The sequence below is a fragment of the Bradyrhizobium sp. T-12 genome (assembly GCF_058314695.1).
This window is the reverse complement of the sequence record NZ_CM177756.1, coordinates 1,023,095-1,042,151: the sequence shown is the minus strand read 5'-3', so window position 1 is coordinate 1,042,151 and position 19,057 is coordinate 1,023,095. Positions and strand designations below refer to the sequence as shown.

The following is a 19,057-nucleotide window of genomic DNA, read 5'->3' as shown; positions in this document are numbered from 1 at the left end:
GCATAGGGATTGCAGCGAAAGTCGGTGCTCTCGAGCACCAAGAAGGCAACAGGCAAAGCCGTTCTCGGGGACGAAGAACGCCTAGGCCTGAATTTAAGAAAATGCGGCTCGCTAGCGGACGAGCGGTGACCCAGAGGCGGGTGCCGCGGAACGCCCAAGGTGCGCCGAAGATGGCGGTGAGGCAGCTTGCCGCATGGAGAGGATTGGAACAATGAACGGGTCGCAATTCGAGCGCGCAAGCATCGTGGCAGAAGAGCTGTCGGCGACGGTCGCCTCGAAAACGACCGATCCGATCCAGGAGCATAATTCGCGCCCTCCGGCCGAAGGCCTGTACGATCCGAGCCTGGAGAAGGATAGCTGCGGCGTCGGCTTCATCGCCAACATCAAGGGCCAGAAGTCGCACGCGATCGTCGCGGACGCGCTGAGCATCCTCTGCAACCTCGAGCACCGCGGCGCCGTCGGCGCCGACCCGCGCGCCGGTGACGGCGCCGGCATCCTGGTGCAGATCCCGCACGCCTTCTTCAGCCGCAAGGCGAAGGAGATCGGCTTCGCGCTGCCGGAGCCCGGCGAATACGCCATCGGCGCGCTGTTCATGCCGCGCGACACCGCCTGGCGCAACGTCATCAAGAGCATCATTGCCGACCAGATCAAGGAAGAGGGCCTGACCCTGCTCGGCTGGCGCGACGTGCCGACCGACAATTCCTCGCTCGGCGTCACCGTGAAGCCGACCGAGCCTGCCTGCATGCAGGTGTTCATCGGCCGCAACGGCACCGCCAAGACCGAGGACGATTTCGAGCGCCGGCTCTACATCCTGCGTAAGTCGATCTCGCAGGCGATCTACCAGCGCCGCGACCGCGGGCTTGCGGGCTATTACCCCTGCTCGATGTCCTGCCGCACGGTGATCTACAAGGGCATGTTCCTCGCCGACCAGCTCGGCAAGTACTATCCCGACCTGCACGAGAAGGATTTCGAGAGCGCGCTCGCGCTGGTTCACCAGCGCTTCTCGACCAACACCTTCCCGGCCTGGTCGCTGGCGCATCCCTATCGCATGATCGCGCATAACGGCGAGATCAACACGCTGCGCGGCAACACCAATTGGATGGCGGCGCGGCAGGCCTCTGTAAGCTCCGAGCTGTACGGCAAGGACATCAACCGGCTCTGGCCGATCTCCTACGAAGGCCAGTCGGACACCGCCTGCTTCGACAACGCGCTCGAATTCCTGGTGCAGGGCGGCTACTCGCTGCCGCACGCCGTCATGATGATGATCCCGGAGGCGTGGGCCGGCAATCCCTTGATGGATGAGAAGCGCCGCGCCTTCTACGAATATCATGCCGCGCTGATGGAGCCATGGGACGGCCCCGCCGCGATCGCCTTCACCGACGGCCGCCAGATCGGCGCCACGCTCGACCGCAACGGCCTGCGGCCCGCGCGCTATCTCGTCACCAAGGACGACCGCATCGTGATGGCGTCCGAGATGGGCGTGCTGACGATCCCCGAGGACCAGATCATCACCAAGTGGCGCTTGCAGCCCGGCAAGATGCTGCTGGTCGACCTCGAGCAAGGTCGTCTCATTCCCGACGACGAGATCAAGGCCGAGCTCGCCAAGAGCCATCCCTACAAGGAGTGGCTGGAGCGGACCCAGATCGTCCTCGAAGAGCTGCCGAAGGTCCCGACGACGGGCGTGCGCTCGAACCTTTCGCTGCTCGATCGCCAGCAGGCGTTCGGCTACAGCCAGGAAGACATCGCCATCCTGATGACGCCGATGGCCGCCACCGGCGAGGAAGCCGCGGGCTCGATGGGCAACGACACGCCGATCTCGGCGCTGTCGGACAAGGCCAAGCCGCTATTCACCTACTTCAAGCAGAACTTCGCGCAGGTCACCAATCCGCCGATCGACCCGATCCGCGAGGAGCTGGTGATGAGCCTCGTCTCGATCATCGGGCCGCGGCCGAACCTGTTCGACCTGCAGGGCATGGCCACCACCAAGCGCCTCGAAGTGCGCCAGCCGATCCTGACCGACGCGGACCTCGAAAAGATCCGCTCGATCTCGGACGTGGCCGACACTCACTTCAAGTCGCGCACGCTGGACACCACCTTCCACGCCGGGCTCGGCGCGGCCGGCATGGACCAGGTGCTGGACGAGCTCTGCGCGCGCGCCGAGAGCGCGGTGCGCGAGGGCGTCAACATCATCATCCTGTCCGACCGCATGGTCGGCACCGACCGGGTGCCGATCCCCTCGCTGCTGGCTTGTGCTTCGGTGCATCATCACCTGATCCGCACGGGCCTGCGCACCTCCGTCGGCCTCGTCGTCGAATCCGGTGAGCCGCGCGAAGTGCATCACTTCGCCTGCCTTGCCGGCTACGGCGCGGAAGCGATCAATCCATACCTCGCGTTCGAGACCATCATCGCGATGAAGGACCGCCTGCCCGGCTCGCTCGACGACTACGAGATCGTCAAGCGCTACATCAAGTCGATCGGCAAGGGCCTCCTGAAGGTGATGTCCAAGATGGGCATCTCGACCTACCAGTCCTATTGCGGCGCGCAGATCTTCGACGCGGTCGGCCTCAAGGCCGACTTCGTCGCAAAGTTCTTCGCCGGCACGCATACCCGCGTCGAGGGCGTCGGTCTCGGCGAGATCGCCGAAGAAGCCGTGCGCCGTCATGCCGATGCGTTCGGGGACGCGCAGGTCTACAAGACCGCGCTCGATGTCGGTGGCGAATATGCCTATCGCAGCCGCGGCGAGGACCATGCCTGGACCGCGGAATCGGTGTCGCTGCTCCAGCACGCCGCGCGCGGCAATTCGCAGGAGCGCTATCGCGCCTTCGCAAAGATCCTCAACGAGCAGTCGGAGCGTTTGCTGACGCTGCGCGGCCTGTTCCGGATCAAGAACGCCGAGGAAGAGAAGCGCAAGCCGATCCCGCTCGACCAGGTCGAGCCGGCCAAGGACATCGTCAAGCGCTTCGCCACGGGTGCGATGAGCTTCGGCTCGATCTCGCGCGAGGCACACACCACGCTCGCGATCGCCATGAACCGGATTGGCGGCAAGTCGAATACCGGCGAAGGCGGCGAGGAAGCCGACCGCTTCAAGCCGATGCCGAACGGCGATTCCATGCGCTCGGCGATCAAGCAGGTCGCCTCTGGCCGCTTCGGCGTCACCACGGAGTATCTCGTCAACTCCGACATGATGCAGATCAAGATGGCGCAGGGTGCCAAGCCCGGCGAAGGCGGCCAGCTGCCCGGCCACAAGGTCGACGCGACCATCGCCAAGGTCCGGCACTCGACGCCGGGCGTCGGCCTGATCTCGCCGCCGCCGCACCACGACATCTACTCGATCGAGGATCTGGCGCAGCTCATCTACGACCTCAAGAACGTCAACCCGGCGGGCGACGTCTCGGTCAAGCTGGTCTCGGAGATCGGCGTCGGCACGGTCGCCGCGGGCGTTGCGAAAGCGCGCGCCGACCATGTCACCATCGCGGGCTTCGAGGGCGGCACCGGTGCTTCGCCCCTGACCTCGATCAAGCATGCCGGCTCGCCGTGGGAGATCGGCCTTGCCGAAACCCACCAGACGCTGGTGCGCGAGCGGCTGCGCAGCCGCATCGTGGTCCAGGTCGACGGCGGCTTCCGCACGGGCCGTGACGTCGTGATCGGCGCGCTGCTCGGCGCGGACGAGTTCGGCTTCGCCACCGCGCCCCTGATTGCGGCCGGCTGCATCATGATGCGCAAGTGCCATCTCAACACCTGCCCGGTCGGCGTCGCGACCCAGGACCCCGTCCTGCGCAAGCGCTTCACCGGCCAGCCCGAGCACGTGATCAACTACTTCTTCTTCGTCGCGGAGGAAGTCCGCGAGATCATGGCCTCGCTCGGCTTCCGCACCTTCAACGAGATGGTCGGCCAGGTGCAACTGCTCGACCAGACCAAGCTGGTCGCGCATTGGAAGGCCAAGGGGCTCGACTTCTCGAAGCTGTTCGTCAAGCAGAAGGAAGAGAAGGGTCAGAAGATCTATCACTCCGAGCGCCAGAACCATCATCTGGAGGCGGTGCTCGACCGCTCGCTGATCGAGAAGGCGCAGCCTGCGCTCGACCGCGGCGCGCCAGTGAAGATCGAGGCCACGATCAACAGCACCAACCGCTCGGCCGGCGCGATGCTGTCCGGCACGGTCGCCAAGATCTACGGCCATGCCGGCCTGCCGCATGACACCATCCATGTCAGCCTCAAGGGCACCGCGGGACAAGCCTTCGGCGCCTGGCTCGCCCACGGCGTCACCTTCGAGCTCGAAGGCGAAGGCAACGACTATGTCGGCAAGGGCCTCTCGGGCGGCAAGATCATCGTCAAGCCGCCGAGAAATTCGGCCATCGTGCCTGAAGAGAGCATCATCGTCGGCAACACCGTGATGTACGGCGCGATCGAGGGCGAGTGCTACTTCCGCGGCATCGCCGGCGAACGCTTCGCCGTGCGCAACTCGGGCGCGGTCGCCGTGGTCGAGGGCGCGGGCGATCATTGCTGCGAATACATGACCGGCGGCATCGTGGTCGTGCTCGGCAAGACCGGGCGCAACTTCGCGGCCGGCATGTCCGGCGGCATCGCCTATGTGCTCGACGAGACCGGCGACTTCGACAGGCTGTGCAACATGGCGATGGTCGAGCTCGAGCCGGTGCTGTCGGAAGAGCTGATCAACGCCGGCACCTATCACCACTCCGGTGACCTCGAAGCGCATGGCCGGGTCGACGTGTTCAAGAACCTGCTCGCCTCCGACGTCGAGCGGCTGCACGTCCTGATCTCGCGCCACGCGAAAGCCACCGGCTCCAAGCGCGCCGCCGACATCCTCGCCAATTGGAAGGACTGGCTGCCCAAATTCCGCAAGGTGATGCCGGTCGAGTACCGGCGCGCGCTGCGCGAAATGGCCGCCAACGCGGACGCCGAGCCGAAAATCGCGATCGGGGCGTAATTCTCACCTCGCGTCATTCCGGGGCGCGCGAAGCGCGAACCCGGAATCTCGCAAAGATAACCTCCAGGTTCCGGGTCAGCGCGCGGCGCGCGCATCCCGGAACGACGGAAAAGAAACCTAAGCGGCAGGGACTTCGGGTTTAATGGGCAAGATCACGGGTTTTCTCGAAATCGAACGGCGCGACCGCAAGTACACCCCGGTCGCCGAGCGCGTGAAGCATTACAAGGAATTCGTCGTTCCCCTCTCCGAGAAAGAGGTGCGCGACCAGGCCGCGCGTTGCATGAATTGCGGCATTCCCTATTGCCACGGCACCGGCTCGGTGGCGCCCGGCACGCCCGGCTGCCCGGTCAACAACCAGATCCCCGACTGGAACGACCTCGTCTATCAGGGCAATTGGGAAGAGGCCTCGCGCAACCTGCACTCGACCAACAATTTCCCGGAGTTCACGGGGCGCATCTGTCCTGCGCCGTGCGAAGCGTCCTGCACGCTCAACATCGACGACAACCCGGTCACCATCAAGACCATCGAATGCGCGATCGTCGACCGCGCCTGGGACAATGGCTGGCTGAAGCCTGAGGTCGCAGCCGTCAAGACCGGCAAGAAGGTCGCCGTGATCGGCTCGGGCCCGGCCGGCATGGCCTGCGCGCAGCAGCTCGCGCGCGCCGGCCACGACGTGCACTTGTTCGAGAAGTACGCCAAGGCCGGCGGCCTGCTGCGTTATGGCATCCCCGACTTCAAGATGGAGAAGGGCGTCATCGACCGCCGCGTCAAGCAGATGGAAGGCGAAGGCGTCACCTTCCACTACAACAGCCATGTCGGCGCCGACGGCAATGTCGATCCGCGCGAGATGCTCAACGAGTACGACGCCGTGGCGCTGACCGGCGGCGCGGAAGCCCCGCGCGACCTGCCGATCCCCGGCCGCGAGCTGTCCGGCATTCACTACGCCATGGACTTCCTGCCGCAGCAGAACCGCCGCGTCTCCGAGGAGCCGCTCGGCGGCGTCCAGGAGATTTTGGCCGGCGGCAAGCACGTCGTCGTCATCGGCGGCGGCGACACCGGAAGCGACTGTATCGGCACCTCGCTGCGCCAGGGCGCGCTGTCGGTAACCCAACTCGAGATCATGCCCGCTCCCCCTGAGCGCGAGAACAAGGGCCTGACCTGGCCGAACTGGCCGCTGAAGATGCGGACCTCGTCCAGCCAGGCCGAAGGCGCGGTGCGCGAATACGCGGTGCTGACCCAGAAGTTCTCCGGCGAGAACGGCAAGGTCAAGAAGCTGCACTGCGTGCACGTCGACGACAAGTTCAAGCCGATTGCCGGCACCGAGTTCGAACTCGACGCCGAACTCGTCCTGCTCGCGATGGGTTTTGTGCACCCCGTGCACGAGGGCCTGCTCAAGCTGCTCTCGGTCGAGCTCGACCCGCGCGGCAACGTCAAGGCCAACACGCTAGACTACCAGACCTCGCGCCCGAACGTGTTCACCGCCGGCGACATGCGGCGGGGGCAGTCGCTCGTGGTGTGGGCGATCCGCGAGGGCCGGCTGTGTGCACGGTCGATCGATACGTTCCTGATGGGGAAGACGGATCTGCCGCGGTAGAGTAGGCATTCCGGCGCGCGCCACTTGGCGCGAGCCCGGAATCCATCGAGCCTCAGGGTCGGTGTTTAAATGGATTCCGGGCTCGCGCTTCGCGCGCCCCGGAATGACAGCGGAAAGAGCGGTGCCTTGCATCGTGATCGCGCTGAATGCGCTGCGCAGCAGGCGACTCTAATTCTGCAACCGCACCCCGAGCATCACCACCGTCCCCTGCGAGCTAGACCCCGCGACATTCGAATCCAGGATGTCATGCCGCAGCGTGCCCTTGACCCAGATGTTGCGGTTGAGCTTGTAGATCAGGTTGTTCTCGAACGAGTAGGTCTTGTCGTTGCGGTTCTGGCCCTGGTAGTCGAGCGTGCCGTAGGTGAACTTGCCGACGGCGGTGAGCCAGCGGCGGAAGTCGTGGTCGACTTCGGCGGAGTAGGTGCGCACGAGAACGCCGGAGGAGCCGGGCACGGTGGTCTCGGCGATCTGCGTGTCGGTGAAGAATTTCACCGTGGTGAGGCCGCTCGCATTCCAGATCAGCGAGCCCGTGGTCAGGAAGCCTGCGAGCTGGCTCAGGCGCGGATCAGTGTAGTTGCGCGCGGAATAGCCGACGGAGATTTCGCCGGTGAGGATGCGCGAGAATTCGAAGGACGAGCCGACCTTGGCATAGCCGCCGTTGGAATCGCGGAAGTAGCCGTTGCGATCGGCGGCCTGGTCGTGGACGCGGGTGTCGCCCTGGATCTCGACGAACGGCTTCAGGCCCGGCTTGAGATCGTAGGAGAAGCGCCCCACGCCGCCATACTGATTGAAGTTGCGGTCGTCGTTGCTGAAGGTCGAGCCGTCGGTGAGCCTCGAATCCGTGTAGGCGGTGCGATCGATTGTGGCTCCGGCGGCGACCTGGAAACGATTGAAGGTCTGGTCGAAGCCGACCGTCGTGCCGTAGGCGGCGTAGACAGGATATTTCTGCAGGCCGGCTTGCACGTTGGGGCTGCCGGGATTGTCGGTGGCGAGGCGCAGGCGCAGCTGCGAGGTCAGCTTGAGATCGCGGTCGACGTCGAGCCGGCCGTCGACATGGCCGGTGAAGTCGGGGCGATCGGCCTCGACCGGCGAAGGCGAGGCAAAGCCGTTGATCGTCGCCGGCATGTTGGTGGTGTAGCCTGAGAACGAGCCGCGCAGGTCAGCGACCAGCGCGTGGCGCTCCCAATCGGACACCACAAGGAGATCCGGTGCGACGACGTAGACCGGGGAGCCGACCGGCTTGTTCAGACGCGTCGGGTTGGTGTCGTAGCCGGCGGAGAGCTCGAGCCCGCCCTTGATCAGGAAGCTGCCGGCATAATCGCCGACGGCTCCGAACGGATCGTCATCGGCCTTGAGGCGGCGGCGCAGCGGTTGGCCGGGCACGGTGCCCGCCATCGCCGCAGGCACGGGTGACTTGTTTGCGGACGCCGATGGCGGCGGTGCAATCTTCGGCAGGCCGAGCGTGGACGGCGGCGGCGCTGTGGTCGGCGCCGGCGAGCCGGGACCGGCCGCGCGCTTCGGCTTCGGCTGGCCGGGATAGAGCTTGGGTTGCTGCCGCTTGCGGTTGAGGGCGTCGTAGCCGGAGCTGCTCGCGCCGCTCGCGGCGGGCAATCCATATGTCGGGACCTGGCCGATGCGCGAGGTCGCCGGCGTTTGCTGCCGCTTGCGCGGATCGGCGTTGGGGTCTGGCAGCGCCGGCAGCGCATCCGACGGCGCCTGCGGCACGCCCGCCGTGCGGCGCGTCGGCAGCGTCTCGGGCGAAGCGAAGCCGCCACGGTTGGGATTGAACAGGTCGGGCGTGAGGCTCTGGGCGGCCGCGGGGGCACTTCCGAGGGTCGTCAGCGCAAGACAGGGGACAAGACACGGCAAAGCCGCGCGCAGAATGAGCGCGCGCTTGCTCCGGCCGGTGCCTGGAGACGACCCCACGATGGAATAACTCCAACGAAATCAAACACTTTCACGATCGTCCCCACCGGCTGGCGGGAACCATCGTTAATGGAGTTAAAACAATTATGGTTAATGACCCGTTGAGGGCCGCGGCCGGCGCGTCGCCTCCCTGCCCGGGCCGTGCTAAGCAGGCGCCAACGGGCGAACGCCCTACCCTTCCCTGGACGAAAACATGCCGAGCTCGAAACCGCTGATGACCGCATCATCCGGCCCCATCCCCGACAGCGTCGAATCCGCGCTCCGCACCCTGGAGACGGAGAGCGGCGGCATCAACGCGCTCGCAGCCGCCCTGCGCGGCCCGCTGGGCGAGACCTTCGCCAGGGCGGTCGACCTGATCCGCAACGCCAAGGGCCGCGTCATCGTCACCGGGCTCGGCAAGTCAGGCCATATGGGGCGCAAGATCGCGGCGACATTGGCCTCGACCGGCACGCCCGCCTTCTTCGTGCATGCGGCCGAAGCCGGCCATGGCGACCTCGGCATGATCACCACCGACGACGTCATCATGGCGCTGTCCTGGTCCGGCGAGCAGCCGGAGATGAAGAACCTCGTGAACTATTCGGCGCGCTTTGCGATTCCCATGATCGCGGTGACGTCGAACGCTGGATCCTCGCTGGGACAAGCGGCCGACATCGTGATCGAGCTGCCGAGGGCGCGCGAGGCCTGCCCGCACAATCTGGCGCCGACGACGTCGACGCTGATGCAGGCTGCGATCGGCGATGCGCTCGCGATCGCGTTGCTCGAAGGCCGCGGCTTCACCGCGCTCGAATTCGCGCATTTCCATCCCGGCGGCAAGCTGGGCGCGATGCTGAAATTCGTCCGCGACTACATGCGCACGGGCGCGGAAATCCCGGTCAAGCCCGAGGGCACCGCGATGTCGGAGGCCGTGGTCGAGATGTCGGCCAAGGGTTTGGGGTGCGTCTGCATTGTCAACGAGGCGAACGAGGCCGTCGGCATCATCACCGACGGCGATCTGCGCCGCCACATGCGTCCCGACCTGCTGACGGCATCGGTCGACGACATCATGACCCGGCAGCCGAAAACGGTGCCGCCCTCGATGCTCGCGACCGAGATGATCGAGGTGCTGAACACCCGCAAGATCACGACGCTGGTCGTGACCGAGGCCGGCAAGGTGGTGGGCATCGTGCACCTGCACGATCTGCTGCGGGCGGGAGTGGCTTAAGGCAGGCCCGTTTCTCTCCGCCGTCATTCCGGGGCGCGCCTGCTTGGGCGCGAGCCCGGAATCCATTTATCTCGGTGGACGCTGCACGATGGATTTCCGGGTTCACGCTTCGCGTGCCCGGGAATGACGAGGGGGGAAAGGCGCTCCTCGCAATGACGGGGAGAGACTTATCCTGGAAATCTTGCCGCGTTCTCCTCCAGCGGCAGCCGCAGCCCATTCGCCAGGTACGACACCGTGCGATAGAATCCGCACAGCAGCATGATCTCCAGGATCTGCGCCTCGTCATAATGCGCCGACAGCGCGGCGAACTCGGCGTCATCGAGCGTCGCGCGGGTGTGCAGCGCGTCGACGGCTGCGATCAGTGCCTGCTCGGCCGGGGACCAGCAGGCCGAGCTCGCATCGCCTTGTACGGTCGCACGTACCTCGTCCTCGGTCATCTTCGCCGGCCCGGCGAAGATCGCGACATGCACGCCCCATTCATATTCGCACCTGTTCAGCGCGCAGGTGCGGTCGATGACGATCTCGCGCTGGCGCAGCGACAGCGGACCGGGATCAAGCAGGCCGGCGGCACGAAACTTGTCCCAGGCGCGGCCGTGGCGCGCCATCACCTGGAACAGCGTCAAAGGCGGCGCACCGCGCATGATGCGGTCGAACTGCGCCTTTATCTCCGGGGGATAAGGCGGGGTGAGCGGCGCAATGCGCGGCGAGGATTGGGACATGCGCTGTCTTTCGTTGCTACAATTACCGTAGCAACACGCTACATTATTTGTAGCAATTCGCAAGAGGGTGACGATGGCCAGGCAAGCAGGCACGACGACGCGTCCGGTGCGGGGATCGCGCACGGGCCGGCCGATCATGGCGCTGCTCGACCTGCTCGGCCGGCGCTGGAGCTTGCGGATCCTGTGGGAGTTACGCGAAGGCCCTCTCACCTCCCGCGCGCTGCGCACCGCCTGCGACGAAGCCTCACCGACGGTGCTGCAGACGCGGCTAATGGAGCTGCGTGAGGCGGGCTTCGTCGAGCTTGGCGATGCCGGAGGTTACGGGCTGACGCCGCTCGGGCGGGAATTGTGCGAGATGGTCATGCCGCTGCACCGGTTCGCGGAGAAGTGGAAGAGATAGCGCTTCTCTTACCCTCCCCTGGAGGGTGAGAGCGATCACGCCGCGGCGACGGTCAGGTTCGCACCATCCACCTGTACCACCTTCACCCGCGTGCCCGCCGGCGTGTCGGGACCGGCGACACGCCACACGGTATCGCCGATGCGCACGGTGCCTGAGCCGTCGATGATCGGCTTCTCCAAAGTGAACTCGCGCCCGAGCAAGGCCTCGGTGCGCTTGTTGAGGAAGGGGCTGGCGCTCGCGTCCGGCTTCGGCCGGGCGAGGCGCCTCCACACCGGCACGGCGGCGGCCGCGAACACCGCGAACATCACGAGCTGGATCTGCCACGATATGACGACCGTAAACGAGATCAATCCCACCAGCAGCGCGGCGAGCCCGAGCCAGAACAGGAAGATGCCCGGCGCCAGCACTTCCAGCGCCATCAGGATGAAGCCGAAGATCAACCAGTTCCAGGTGCCGAGCGATACGAACATGTCGGTCATGACACGACCTTCTATCATGGTGCGCGCCCCTGTCGGAGAGGCACGCCGGTGACTATCCCTGCCGCGGCGGCACCGCCGGCGGCGTGCTGCCGGTCGGCGGCACGGAGCCGGGGCGGCGAGCGGCGGCAGCCGCAGAAGCCGCGCTCTCGCCGAACGTCGCCTTGGCGATCTCGCCGATGCCGGCGAGCGAACCGAGCATGCTCGTGGCTTCGATCGGCAGCATGATGATCTTCTGGTTCGGCGCTTCCGCGAACTGGCCGAACGCCTTGATATACTTGTCGGCGATGAAATAGTTCAACGCGGCGACGTCGCCCTTGGAAATGGCTTCGCTCACCATCTGGGTGGCCTTCGCTTCCGCCTCCGCAGAACGCTCGCGGGCCTCGGCGTCGCGGAACGCGGCTTCCTTGCGGCCCTCCGCCTGCAGGATCTGGCCCTGCTTGGCGCCCTCGGCGCGCAGGATCTCCGACTGGCGCTGGCCTTCGGCGGCGAGGATGTCGGCGCGCTTGACGCGCTCGGCCTTCATCTGACGGCCCATGGCTTCGACGAGATCGGCTGGCGGCACGATATCCTTGATCTCGATGCGGTTGACCTTCAACCCCCAGGGCGAGACCGCGGCATCCACGACGCGGAGCAGGCGCTCGTTGATCTCGTCGCGATGCGACAGCACCTGGTCGAGATCCATCGCGCCCATCACCGAGCGGATATTGGTCATGGTCAGCACGGTGATGGCCTGCGTCAGGTTGGAGACCTCGTAGCTCGCCTTGGCCGCGTCGAACACCTGGTAGAAGGCGACGCCGTCCACCGTCACGGTCGCGTTGTCCTTGGTGATGACCTCCTGCTCGGGAATGTCGATCACCTGCTCCATCATGTTGATCTTGCGCCCGACGCGATCGAAATAGGGCACGATCAGATTGAGGCCGGGGCTGAGCGTCTGGGTGTATTTGCCGAAGCGCTCGATGGTCCAGTCATAGCCCTGCGGCACCGTCTTCACGCCGGCCAGCAGCGTGACGATGACGAGCAAGACCAGAACAATCGCGAAAATGTCGAAACCGCTCATATTTCCTCCAAGGCGGGAAAGAAGCCGGGAAAAGGCCTTTCCCGCGCTGTCATTGGTCGGGAGCGTAACCCTACCGGTTCAGCGGTCGCAATTCACGTCGGTATCGGCGCAATTCCGCACAAGGCGTCCAAGGCAGGGAATGGTCTCGATATGTATTTGCGGGCTGGCTCTTGAAAGCGGGCAGGCGCAGACCTAGCGGGAAAATTAACGAATTCCGGCCAGCCCCGCCGCAGACGACGTTACTCGATGACGTCGTCGGCGAGTGCGAGCAGATCCGGCGACAGCGTGACACCCAGAGACTTCGCCGTCTTGAGGTTGATCGCGAGCTCGAACTTGGTGGGATTCTGGACCGGCAAGTCGGCCGCCAGCGCTCCCTTCAGGATACGGTCGACGTAGGAGGCGGCGCGGCGGAGCTGCTCGGTGCTGTCGGTGCTGTAGGACATCAGCCCGCCTTCCTCGACGAAAGCACGGCTCCAGAACACCGCGGGCACGCGCGCCTGCGCAATGGCCGCCAGAAGGTGCGCGCGGTTGGCCATGGTGAAGAAGTCAGGCAGGACGAGCAGCCCGTCGGCCTTCCGCGAGGCCAGCGCCACGATCGAGGCTGTGTCATGCACCGGCGCGGGCTCGACCGTCACGTGAAGGGTCCGGGCCGCATCCTCGATGGTGCGCAGCATCAGCGGTGCGAACGGCGCGGTGGCGGGATTGTAGACGACGGCAACGCGGGACACTTTCGGCGTGACCTGCGTCAGCATCTCCAGCCATTTGCCGGCCAGGGGGCCGTCGTAATCGGTGAAGCCGGTGACGTTGCCGCCGGGATGCGCGAGGTTTTCGACAAAGCCCTGGCTGACGGGATCGGTGACGACGGCGAACACGATCGGGATCGTCGTGGTGCGCCGGCGCAGCTCCTCGACCGAGGGCGTACCGACCGCGAGCAGGATGTCGGGCTTGAGCGCAATCAGCTCATCGGCCAGCTGCGCGATGCGGGCGCGGTCACCGCCGCCGCTGCGCCAGTGGACCTTGAGGTTGTCGCGCTCCTTCCAGCCAAGGCCGGCGAGCGCCTCGACCAGGACCATGCTGCGCGTGCGGCCGATCGCATCATCGGCAGCCGTGACCGAGAGCACGCCGAGCCGGCGCAGCGCGTTCGGCTGCTGCGCCAGCACCGGCGCCGGCAGCGCCGCGATCATCCCAAGCGTCAGGAGCTCGCGGCGATTCACGGAACTAGATCCAGCCCTGGAGCTCGCGCAGCACCAGGGTGCGGATTACATCCATCCCGGGCTCGCTGTCGTTGAGGCAGGGGATCGCGGAAAATGCTTCGCCGCCATTGTGCTTGAATATCTCGGCGTTCTCCTGCGCGATCTCTTCCAGCGTCTCCAGGCAGTCGGCGGAAAAGCCGGGCGTCACCACCGCGATGCGGCGCACGCCTTCCTTCGCGAGCCGCTCCATCGTCTTGTCGGTGTAGGGCTGAAGCCACTCGGCATTGCCGAAGCGCGACTGGAAGGTCAGCAGCAGCTTCGTCTCGTCCATGCCGAGCCGGCGGCGCAGCGCTTGCGTGGTGGCAATGCAGTGCTGCTGATAGGGATCGCCGTTGTCGACATAGGATTTCGGCATGCCGTGGAAGGACGCCACGATCAGCTCCGGCGTGAACGGCAGGCTCGCCAGATGGGTCTCGATCGAGCTCGCGAGCGCCTCGATATAGGCGGCGTCCTCGTAATAAGGCGGCGTCACCCGCAGCGTCGGCTGGTTGCGCAGGCGGGCGAGCACGCGGAACACTTCGTCGCAGACCGTCGCCGAGGTCGAGGCGGAATATTGCGGATAGAGCGGGACCGCCAGGATGCGCTCGCAGCCTTTGGCGATCAGCGCATCGATACCCGACTTGATCGAAGGATTGCCGTAGCGCATCGCCCAGTCCACCACGACGTGGGCGCGGTCCGACAGTGCGGCGGCGAGCTTGTCGGCTTGCGACCGCGTGATGGTCTTCAGCGGCGACTCGTTCTTCTCGGTGTTCCATATCTTCTGATAGTCCAGCGCCTTGGTGCGGGGGCGGCTGCGCAGGATGATGCCGTTCAGCACGGCTTTCCAGATCAGGCCCTGGTCCTCTATGACGCGGGCGTCACTGAGGAACTCCTTGAGATAGACCCGCACGCCCGGCGCATCGGCGGTGTCGGGCGTTCCGAGATTGATCAGGAGCACGCCAACGCGCGGCAAGGCGGATAGGGCTGCTGGTCTTGCGGTCTCGATGGGGACGACGCTGGTCATGGCTGTGTGGGTCGCGCGTTGGTCCGAACTTGTCAAGATGAGGCCGATTTCGATAGGGTCGCACCCAGGCGGGGGAAAGAAGATGACACTCGCGGAATGGTGCGTCTTTGGGGCGCTGCTGCTCTATCTGTCTACGATCGCCGCGGTCAAATGGATCAGGTTTCGCCGCTTCGACAATTCCCGGCCGCGCGATCCTGCCTTCTATGAGGACGCACTGTCGCAGCGCGCGCTCGGCGCGCACCAGAACGGCATCGAGACCTTCCCGTTCTTCGCCTTCGCGGTCCTGCTCGCCGAATACAGAGATTCGCCGCAGCGGCTGATCGACGAGCTCGCGGCCCTCTTCCTCATCGTCCGCCTCGCCTATGTGCTGACCTATCTCGGCAACCGCCCGACGCTGCGCTCGATCCTCTGGAGCGTCGGCTTTGCGATCAATCTCGGGATCTTTTTCATGCCGGCCTTGAAGCGGTTCCTGCCGGTGTGACGTTCCCTTGCGGGAGAACGGGAGAAGGTGGCGCGAAGCGCCGGATGAGGGGTTCTATCGGCAAGCTCGCCTGCGAGACGCTCATCCGTGGAGGGAGACCCCTCACCGGTCTCGCCGCTATGCGGCGAGCCACCCTCTCCCACAAGGGGAGAGGAGAAGAGCTCAGAAACACGTCGTCCGTTCAGCCGCGATGTAGCCGAGCAAGAGGCCCGCGCCGAACAGCAGCACGACGCCTGCGGCCGCGAATTCGATGCCGCGCATGAACAGCGCGCCGCCGCCGTCGCGCCCGGCGCTGAGGCGGGCGGCGATGTCCTTGGCGGAAACGGCGATAACGGCGATGGCCGCGACCGTGATCGCGGTGCCGAGCCCCATCAGGAGGGTCGCGGCAATGCCGGCCCAGAACAGGCCCTGGGCGAGCGCGAACACCAGCACCAGGATGGCGCCGGAGCAGGGACGGATGCCGACGGTGAGGATCGCGGCAAAGCCACGCCGCCACCCGCCGGGGCCGGCGAGCTCGCTCGGCGTCGGACCGTGGGAATGGCCGCAATGCTCGTCATGGACGTGGTCATGGCCGTGATGGGCATGGGCGTGCGCATGACCGTGATCGTGGTGATGGTGATCATGACCATGATGATCGTGGGCATCATGATGATGATCATGGTGGTGCGGCACGCCGGCGATCGCCGGCACCGGCTGGGCCGTCTGCAGCGCCCGGATGAAGGTGCGGCCCTTGACCCAGACGAGGCGCAGCCCGAACAGCGCGATCAGGGCGTAGCTCGCGATCTCGATCACCCCTTCCGCCTTGCACATGGTCTTGGCGGTCGCATTCAGGACCCAGGCCGAGATGCCAACGATGAGGATCGCGACCAGCGACTGCATCAGCGCCGAGGCAAACGACAGCGCGATGCCGCGCCGGGCGGTCTCGCGGTTGGCGACGAGATAGGAGGCGATCACCGCCTTGCCATGGCCGGGGCCGGCGGCATGGAAGATGCCGTAGGCAAACGAGATGAACAGCAGCGTCCACACCGCAGAGCCGTCGGACTTCGCGGCGCGGATCGTGGACGACATCTGCCGATAGAATTCCGACTGCTTTGCCACGAGCCAGCCGATGATGCCGCTGGATTCGGGCGCGGCGGCCTGCGCCGGGCGGGGCGCACCAAACGGGTTTTGCGCGAGGAGATCGTGCAGCGCGGCGTCGGCCAGGCCGACCGTCAGCAGGACGGCGGCGCAGGCGAGCAGCCCGCGCGCGAGCGGAGGGAGTTGCGGCTTCAAGGGCAATCCACCGTGATCTTGTTGGCGAACATCATGCCGAAATTGGTGTTCTCGCCGCTCATGAAGGTCTGCTCGTTGAGCTTCTGCGCGGTCGCGGTGCCGTCGCTGGGACGATCAAGCTTCATCTGGCAGCCCGCGGGCGCGCCGACCAGCTTGACCGGATTGTCCTTGGCCATCTGGAAATCGATGAAGAAGGAACGGTCGAACACTTCGAGCACCAATTGCTTCGGCTTGACCGGGTTCTTCAGCGGCAGCGTGAAGTGCAGGGTCAGCACGCTGTCCTTGTAGTCGAGGAAATAGTCGACCGGCTCCTGGAATCGTTCCTTCTTGCCGTCGGCTCGCGCAAAGGTGAAGTAGGCATATTCCTTCAGCGACTCGACATTGGTCTGTGCCAGCGGGCCGAGCTCCTCGCGCGTATAGGCGCCCTTGGTCTTGCTCTCGAGCCCCTGCACCGCATAACTCGAAAACATGTCGTCGAATGTCCAGGCATGGCGGACGCCGGTGATGCTGCCGTCAGCAGCATAGAGCAGCTCGCTGGTCGCTGTGATCCAGACATGCGGATGCGCGCTCGCCGTGCCCGCCACGAGTGACAGGCCGGCGGCGAGCAGCCATCCGATCAGTGCCCGCATGCCCATCAGGCCGCCTTGGCGTCGTCGAGCAGGCCGCGGCGGCGCAGCAGCGCGTCCGGCTCCGGCGGGCGGCCGCGGAAGGCCTCATAGGCCGCTTCCGGATCGAGCGATCCACCGCTCGAATAGATGTCGTCGTGCAGGCGCTTGGCGACGGCGGCATCGAAGATGTCCCCGGCCTCCTCGAACGCGCCGAAGGCGTCGGCGTCCATCACCTCCGACCACATGTAGCTGTAATAGCCCGCGGCATAATGGTCGCCGGTGAAGATGTGACCGAACTGCGTGGGACGGTGACGCAGCGCGATCTCCTCGGGCATGCCGATCTTCTCCAACTCCTTCTTCTCGAAGGCGCGGACGTCCTGCGCGGCAGCGGCCGGCTGGGTGTGGAACTCGAGGTCGATCAGGGCCGAGGAGACGAACTCGACCGTGGCAAAGCCCTGGTTGAACTTTCGCGCGGCAAGGAAACGCTGCAGCAGGTCGTCGGGCAGCGGCTCGCCGGTCTGGTAGTGACGGGCGAACTTCTGCAGCACCTCGGGCCGCTCCTGCCAGTGCTCGTAGAGCTGCGATGGCAGCTCGACGAAGTCGGTGAAGACGGAGGTGCCAGACAGCGACGGGTAGGTCACGTTGGAGAGCATACCGTGCAGGCCGTGGCCGAACTCGTGGAACAGGGTGCGGGCATCGTCGGGCGACAGCAGGCAGGGCTCGCCATCGGCGCCCTTGGCGAAGTTGCAGATGTTGAGGACTAGCGGAGCGACCTCGCCGTCGAGCTTCTGCTGGTCGCGCAGCGAGGTCATCCAGGCGCCGGAGCGCTTCGACGGCCGGGCGAAATAGTCGCCGTAGAACAGCGCCTTGTGCTGGCCGTCCCTTCCCTTCATCTCCCAGACCCGGACGTCGGGATGCCAGACCGGAACGTCCTTGCGCTCCTCGAAGGTGACGCCGAACAGCCGCGTGGCGCAGTCGAAGGCGGCTTCGATCATGTGGTCGAGCGACAGATAGGGCTTGATCGCGGAATCGTCGAAATTGGCGCGCTGCAGGCGCAGCTTCTCGGCGTAGAAGCGCCAATCCCAGGGAGCGAGCTTGAAATTGCCGCCCTCCGTCGTGATCAGCGCCTGCATCTCGTCACGGTCGGCGAGCGCCCGGGCGCGCGCCGGCTTCCAGACCCGCTCCAGCAGGCCCCGCACCGCGTCCGGCGTCTTGGCCATGGAATCCTCGAGCCGGTAGGCGGCGTAGGTCGGATAGCCCAAGAGGTTCGCGCTCTCCTCGCGCAGCTTCAGGATCTCGACGATGGCTCCGTTGTTGTCGTTGGCATTGCCGTTGTCGCCGCGGGCGATGAAGGCCTTGTAGACCTTCTCGCGCAGGTCGCGGCGGGCCGAGCTCTTCAGGAAGGTCTCGACCGAGGACCGCGACAGCGTGACGATGGCCTTGCCTGCCATGCCGCGCTCTTCGGCCGCAGCCTTGGCGGCGGCGACGAAGCTCTCCGGCAGGCCCTGGCGGTCGGCCTCCCCGAGCTCCATGACCCAATCCTGCTCGTCGCCGAGCAGATGATGGCTGAAGCTGGTGCCGAGTTGGGCGAGCCTCTCGTTGATCTCGGCCATCCGCGTCTTGGCCTCCTCGGTGAGGCCGGCACCGGCGCGGTGGAAGCGGGTATAGGTGCGTTCCAAGAGGCGGAGCTGCTCGGGTGACAGACCGAGATTGGCGCGGTTCTCGTGCAGCTGGGCGATGCGACCAAACAGCACGGCATTCATCACGATCGGATTCCAGTGCCGCGCCATCCGCAAGGAGACTTCCTTGTCGATCTCCAGGATGGCCGGATTGGAATGCGCCGAGACGAGGTCGTAGAACACGGCCGCGACCTTGCTCAGCAGCTTGCCGGAGCGCTCCAGCGCCGTGATGGTGTTGGCGAAGTCGGGCGCGGCCGGATCATTGGTGATCGCCGCGATCTCGGCGGAGTGGTCGGCAAAGGCCTGCTCGAAGGCCGGCAGGAAGTGCTCCGGCTTGATCTCGTCGAAGGGCGGGGTCGCAAACGGCGTCACCCAGGCCTTCAGCAGCGGATTGATCTCGGAGTCCGTATTTTGGCGGGGTTCTGACATCGCAAGTCCCG

The 19,057-nt window shown here is 65.7% G+C and carries 14 protein-coding genes; 5 read left to right on the top strand and 9 right to left on the bottom strand.

Annotated elements, in window-relative coordinates; all coding sequences use genetic code 11:
- The first annotated feature begins 211 nt into the window (after positions 1–211).
- Positions 212–4,945, top strand: a complete 4,734-nt coding sequence (gltB, locus tag AC0WRY_RS04985) for a glutamate synthase large subunit (RefSeq protein WP_194405933.1) — start codon at positions 212–214, stop codon at positions 4,943–4,945.
- Between the two features lie 142 nt (positions 4,946–5,087).
- Entirely contained in the window at positions 5,088–6,539 is a 1,452-nt protein-coding gene (locus AC0WRY_RS04980; protein WP_194405932.1) for a glutamate synthase subunit beta, read from the top strand.
- A 168-nt stretch (positions 6,540–6,707) separates the two neighbouring features.
- On the opposite strand, the gene AC0WRY_RS04975 is transcribed toward AC0WRY_RS04980, so the two are convergent.
- Positions 6,708–8,465: an outer membrane beta-barrel protein gene (locus tag AC0WRY_RS04975; protein ID WP_194405931.1), complete on the bottom strand. Its 1,758-nt coding sequence runs from the start codon at positions 8,463–8,465 to the stop codon at positions 6,708–6,710.
- 193 nt (positions 8,466–8,658) lie between these two features.
- Here AC0WRY_RS04975 and AC0WRY_RS04970 point away from each other — a divergent pair, with 193 nt between their 5' ends.
- Positions 8,659–9,666, top strand: coding sequence for a KpsF/GutQ family sugar-phosphate isomerase (locus AC0WRY_RS04970; RefSeq protein WP_194405930.1), 1,008 nt, complete (start codon positions 8,659–8,661; stop codon positions 9,664–9,666).
- A 167-nt stretch (positions 9,667–9,833) separates the two neighbouring features.
- Here AC0WRY_RS04970 and AC0WRY_RS04965 read toward each other — a convergent pair whose 3' ends face one another.
- Positions 9,834–10,385: a carboxymuconolactone decarboxylase family protein gene (locus AC0WRY_RS04965; protein WP_194405929.1), complete on the bottom strand. Its 552-nt coding sequence runs from the start codon at positions 10,383–10,385 to the stop codon at positions 9,834–9,836.
- A gap of 73 nt (positions 10,386–10,458) precedes the next feature.
- Between AC0WRY_RS04965 and AC0WRY_RS04960 the strand changes: the two genes are divergently transcribed.
- Entirely contained in the window at positions 10,459–10,785 is a 327-nt protein-coding gene (locus AC0WRY_RS04960) for a winged helix-turn-helix transcriptional regulator (protein WP_194405928.1), read from the top strand.
- A 35-nt stretch (positions 10,786–10,820) separates the two neighbouring features.
- Here the strand turns inward: AC0WRY_RS04960 and AC0WRY_RS04955 are convergent, their stop codons facing one another.
- The 4 genes from AC0WRY_RS04955 to hemH all read right to left on the bottom strand — a co-directional run bounded on the left by AC0WRY_RS04955 (position 10,821) and on the right by hemH (position 14,577).
- Positions 10,821–11,264: an NfeD family protein gene (locus tag AC0WRY_RS04955; RefSeq protein ID WP_194405927.1), complete on the bottom strand. Its 444-nt coding sequence runs from the start codon at positions 11,262–11,264 to the stop codon at positions 10,821–10,823.
- A gap of 52 nt (positions 11,265–11,316) precedes the next feature.
- A complete protein-coding gene (locus AC0WRY_RS04950) occupies positions 11,317–12,321 on the bottom strand; it encodes an SPFH domain-containing protein (RefSeq protein ID WP_194405926.1) in 1,005 nt (334 codons plus the stop codon).
- Positions 12,322–12,560: 239 nt separating this feature from the next.
- A complete protein-coding gene (locus AC0WRY_RS04945; protein ID WP_194405925.1) occupies positions 12,561–13,535 on the bottom strand; it encodes an ABC transporter substrate-binding protein in 975 nt (324 codons plus the stop codon).
- 4 nt (positions 13,536–13,539) lie between these two features.
- Positions 13,540–14,577, bottom strand: a complete 1,038-nt coding sequence (hemH, locus tag AC0WRY_RS04940; RefSeq protein ID WP_194405924.1) for a ferrochelatase — start codon at positions 14,575–14,577, stop codon at positions 13,540–13,542.
- Between the two features lie 82 nt (positions 14,578–14,659).
- On the opposite strand from hemH, the gene AC0WRY_RS04935 reads away from it, so the two are divergent.
- Complete coding sequence (locus tag AC0WRY_RS04935; RefSeq protein WP_194405923.1) at positions 14,660–15,058, top strand: MAPEG family protein; 399 nt, start codon at positions 14,660–14,662, stop codon at positions 15,056–15,058.
- Positions 15,059–15,220: 162 nt separating this feature from the next.
- On the opposite strand, the gene AC0WRY_RS04930 is transcribed toward AC0WRY_RS04935, so the two are convergent.
- The 3 genes from AC0WRY_RS04930 to AC0WRY_RS04920 are packed head-to-tail and all read right to left on the bottom strand — an operon-like array spanning position 15,221 to position 19,046.
- Complete coding sequence (locus AC0WRY_RS04930) at positions 15,221–16,330, bottom strand: nickel/cobalt transporter (protein ID WP_194405922.1); 1,110 nt, start codon at positions 16,328–16,330, stop codon at positions 15,221–15,223.
- Positions 16,327–16,965: a DUF1007 family protein gene (locus tag AC0WRY_RS04925; RefSeq protein ID WP_194405921.1), complete on the bottom strand. Its 639-nt coding sequence runs from the start codon at positions 16,963–16,965 to the stop codon at positions 16,327–16,329. Before AC0WRY_RS04925 ends, AC0WRY_RS04930 begins: the two co-directional genes overlap by 4 nt.
- Positions 16,965–19,046, bottom strand: coding sequence for a M3 family metallopeptidase (locus tag AC0WRY_RS04920; RefSeq protein ID WP_194405920.1), 2,082 nt, complete (start codon positions 19,044–19,046; stop codon positions 16,965–16,967). Before AC0WRY_RS04920 ends, AC0WRY_RS04925 begins: the two co-directional genes overlap by 1 nt.
- Between the last annotated feature and the right edge of the window lie 11 nt (positions 19,047–19,057).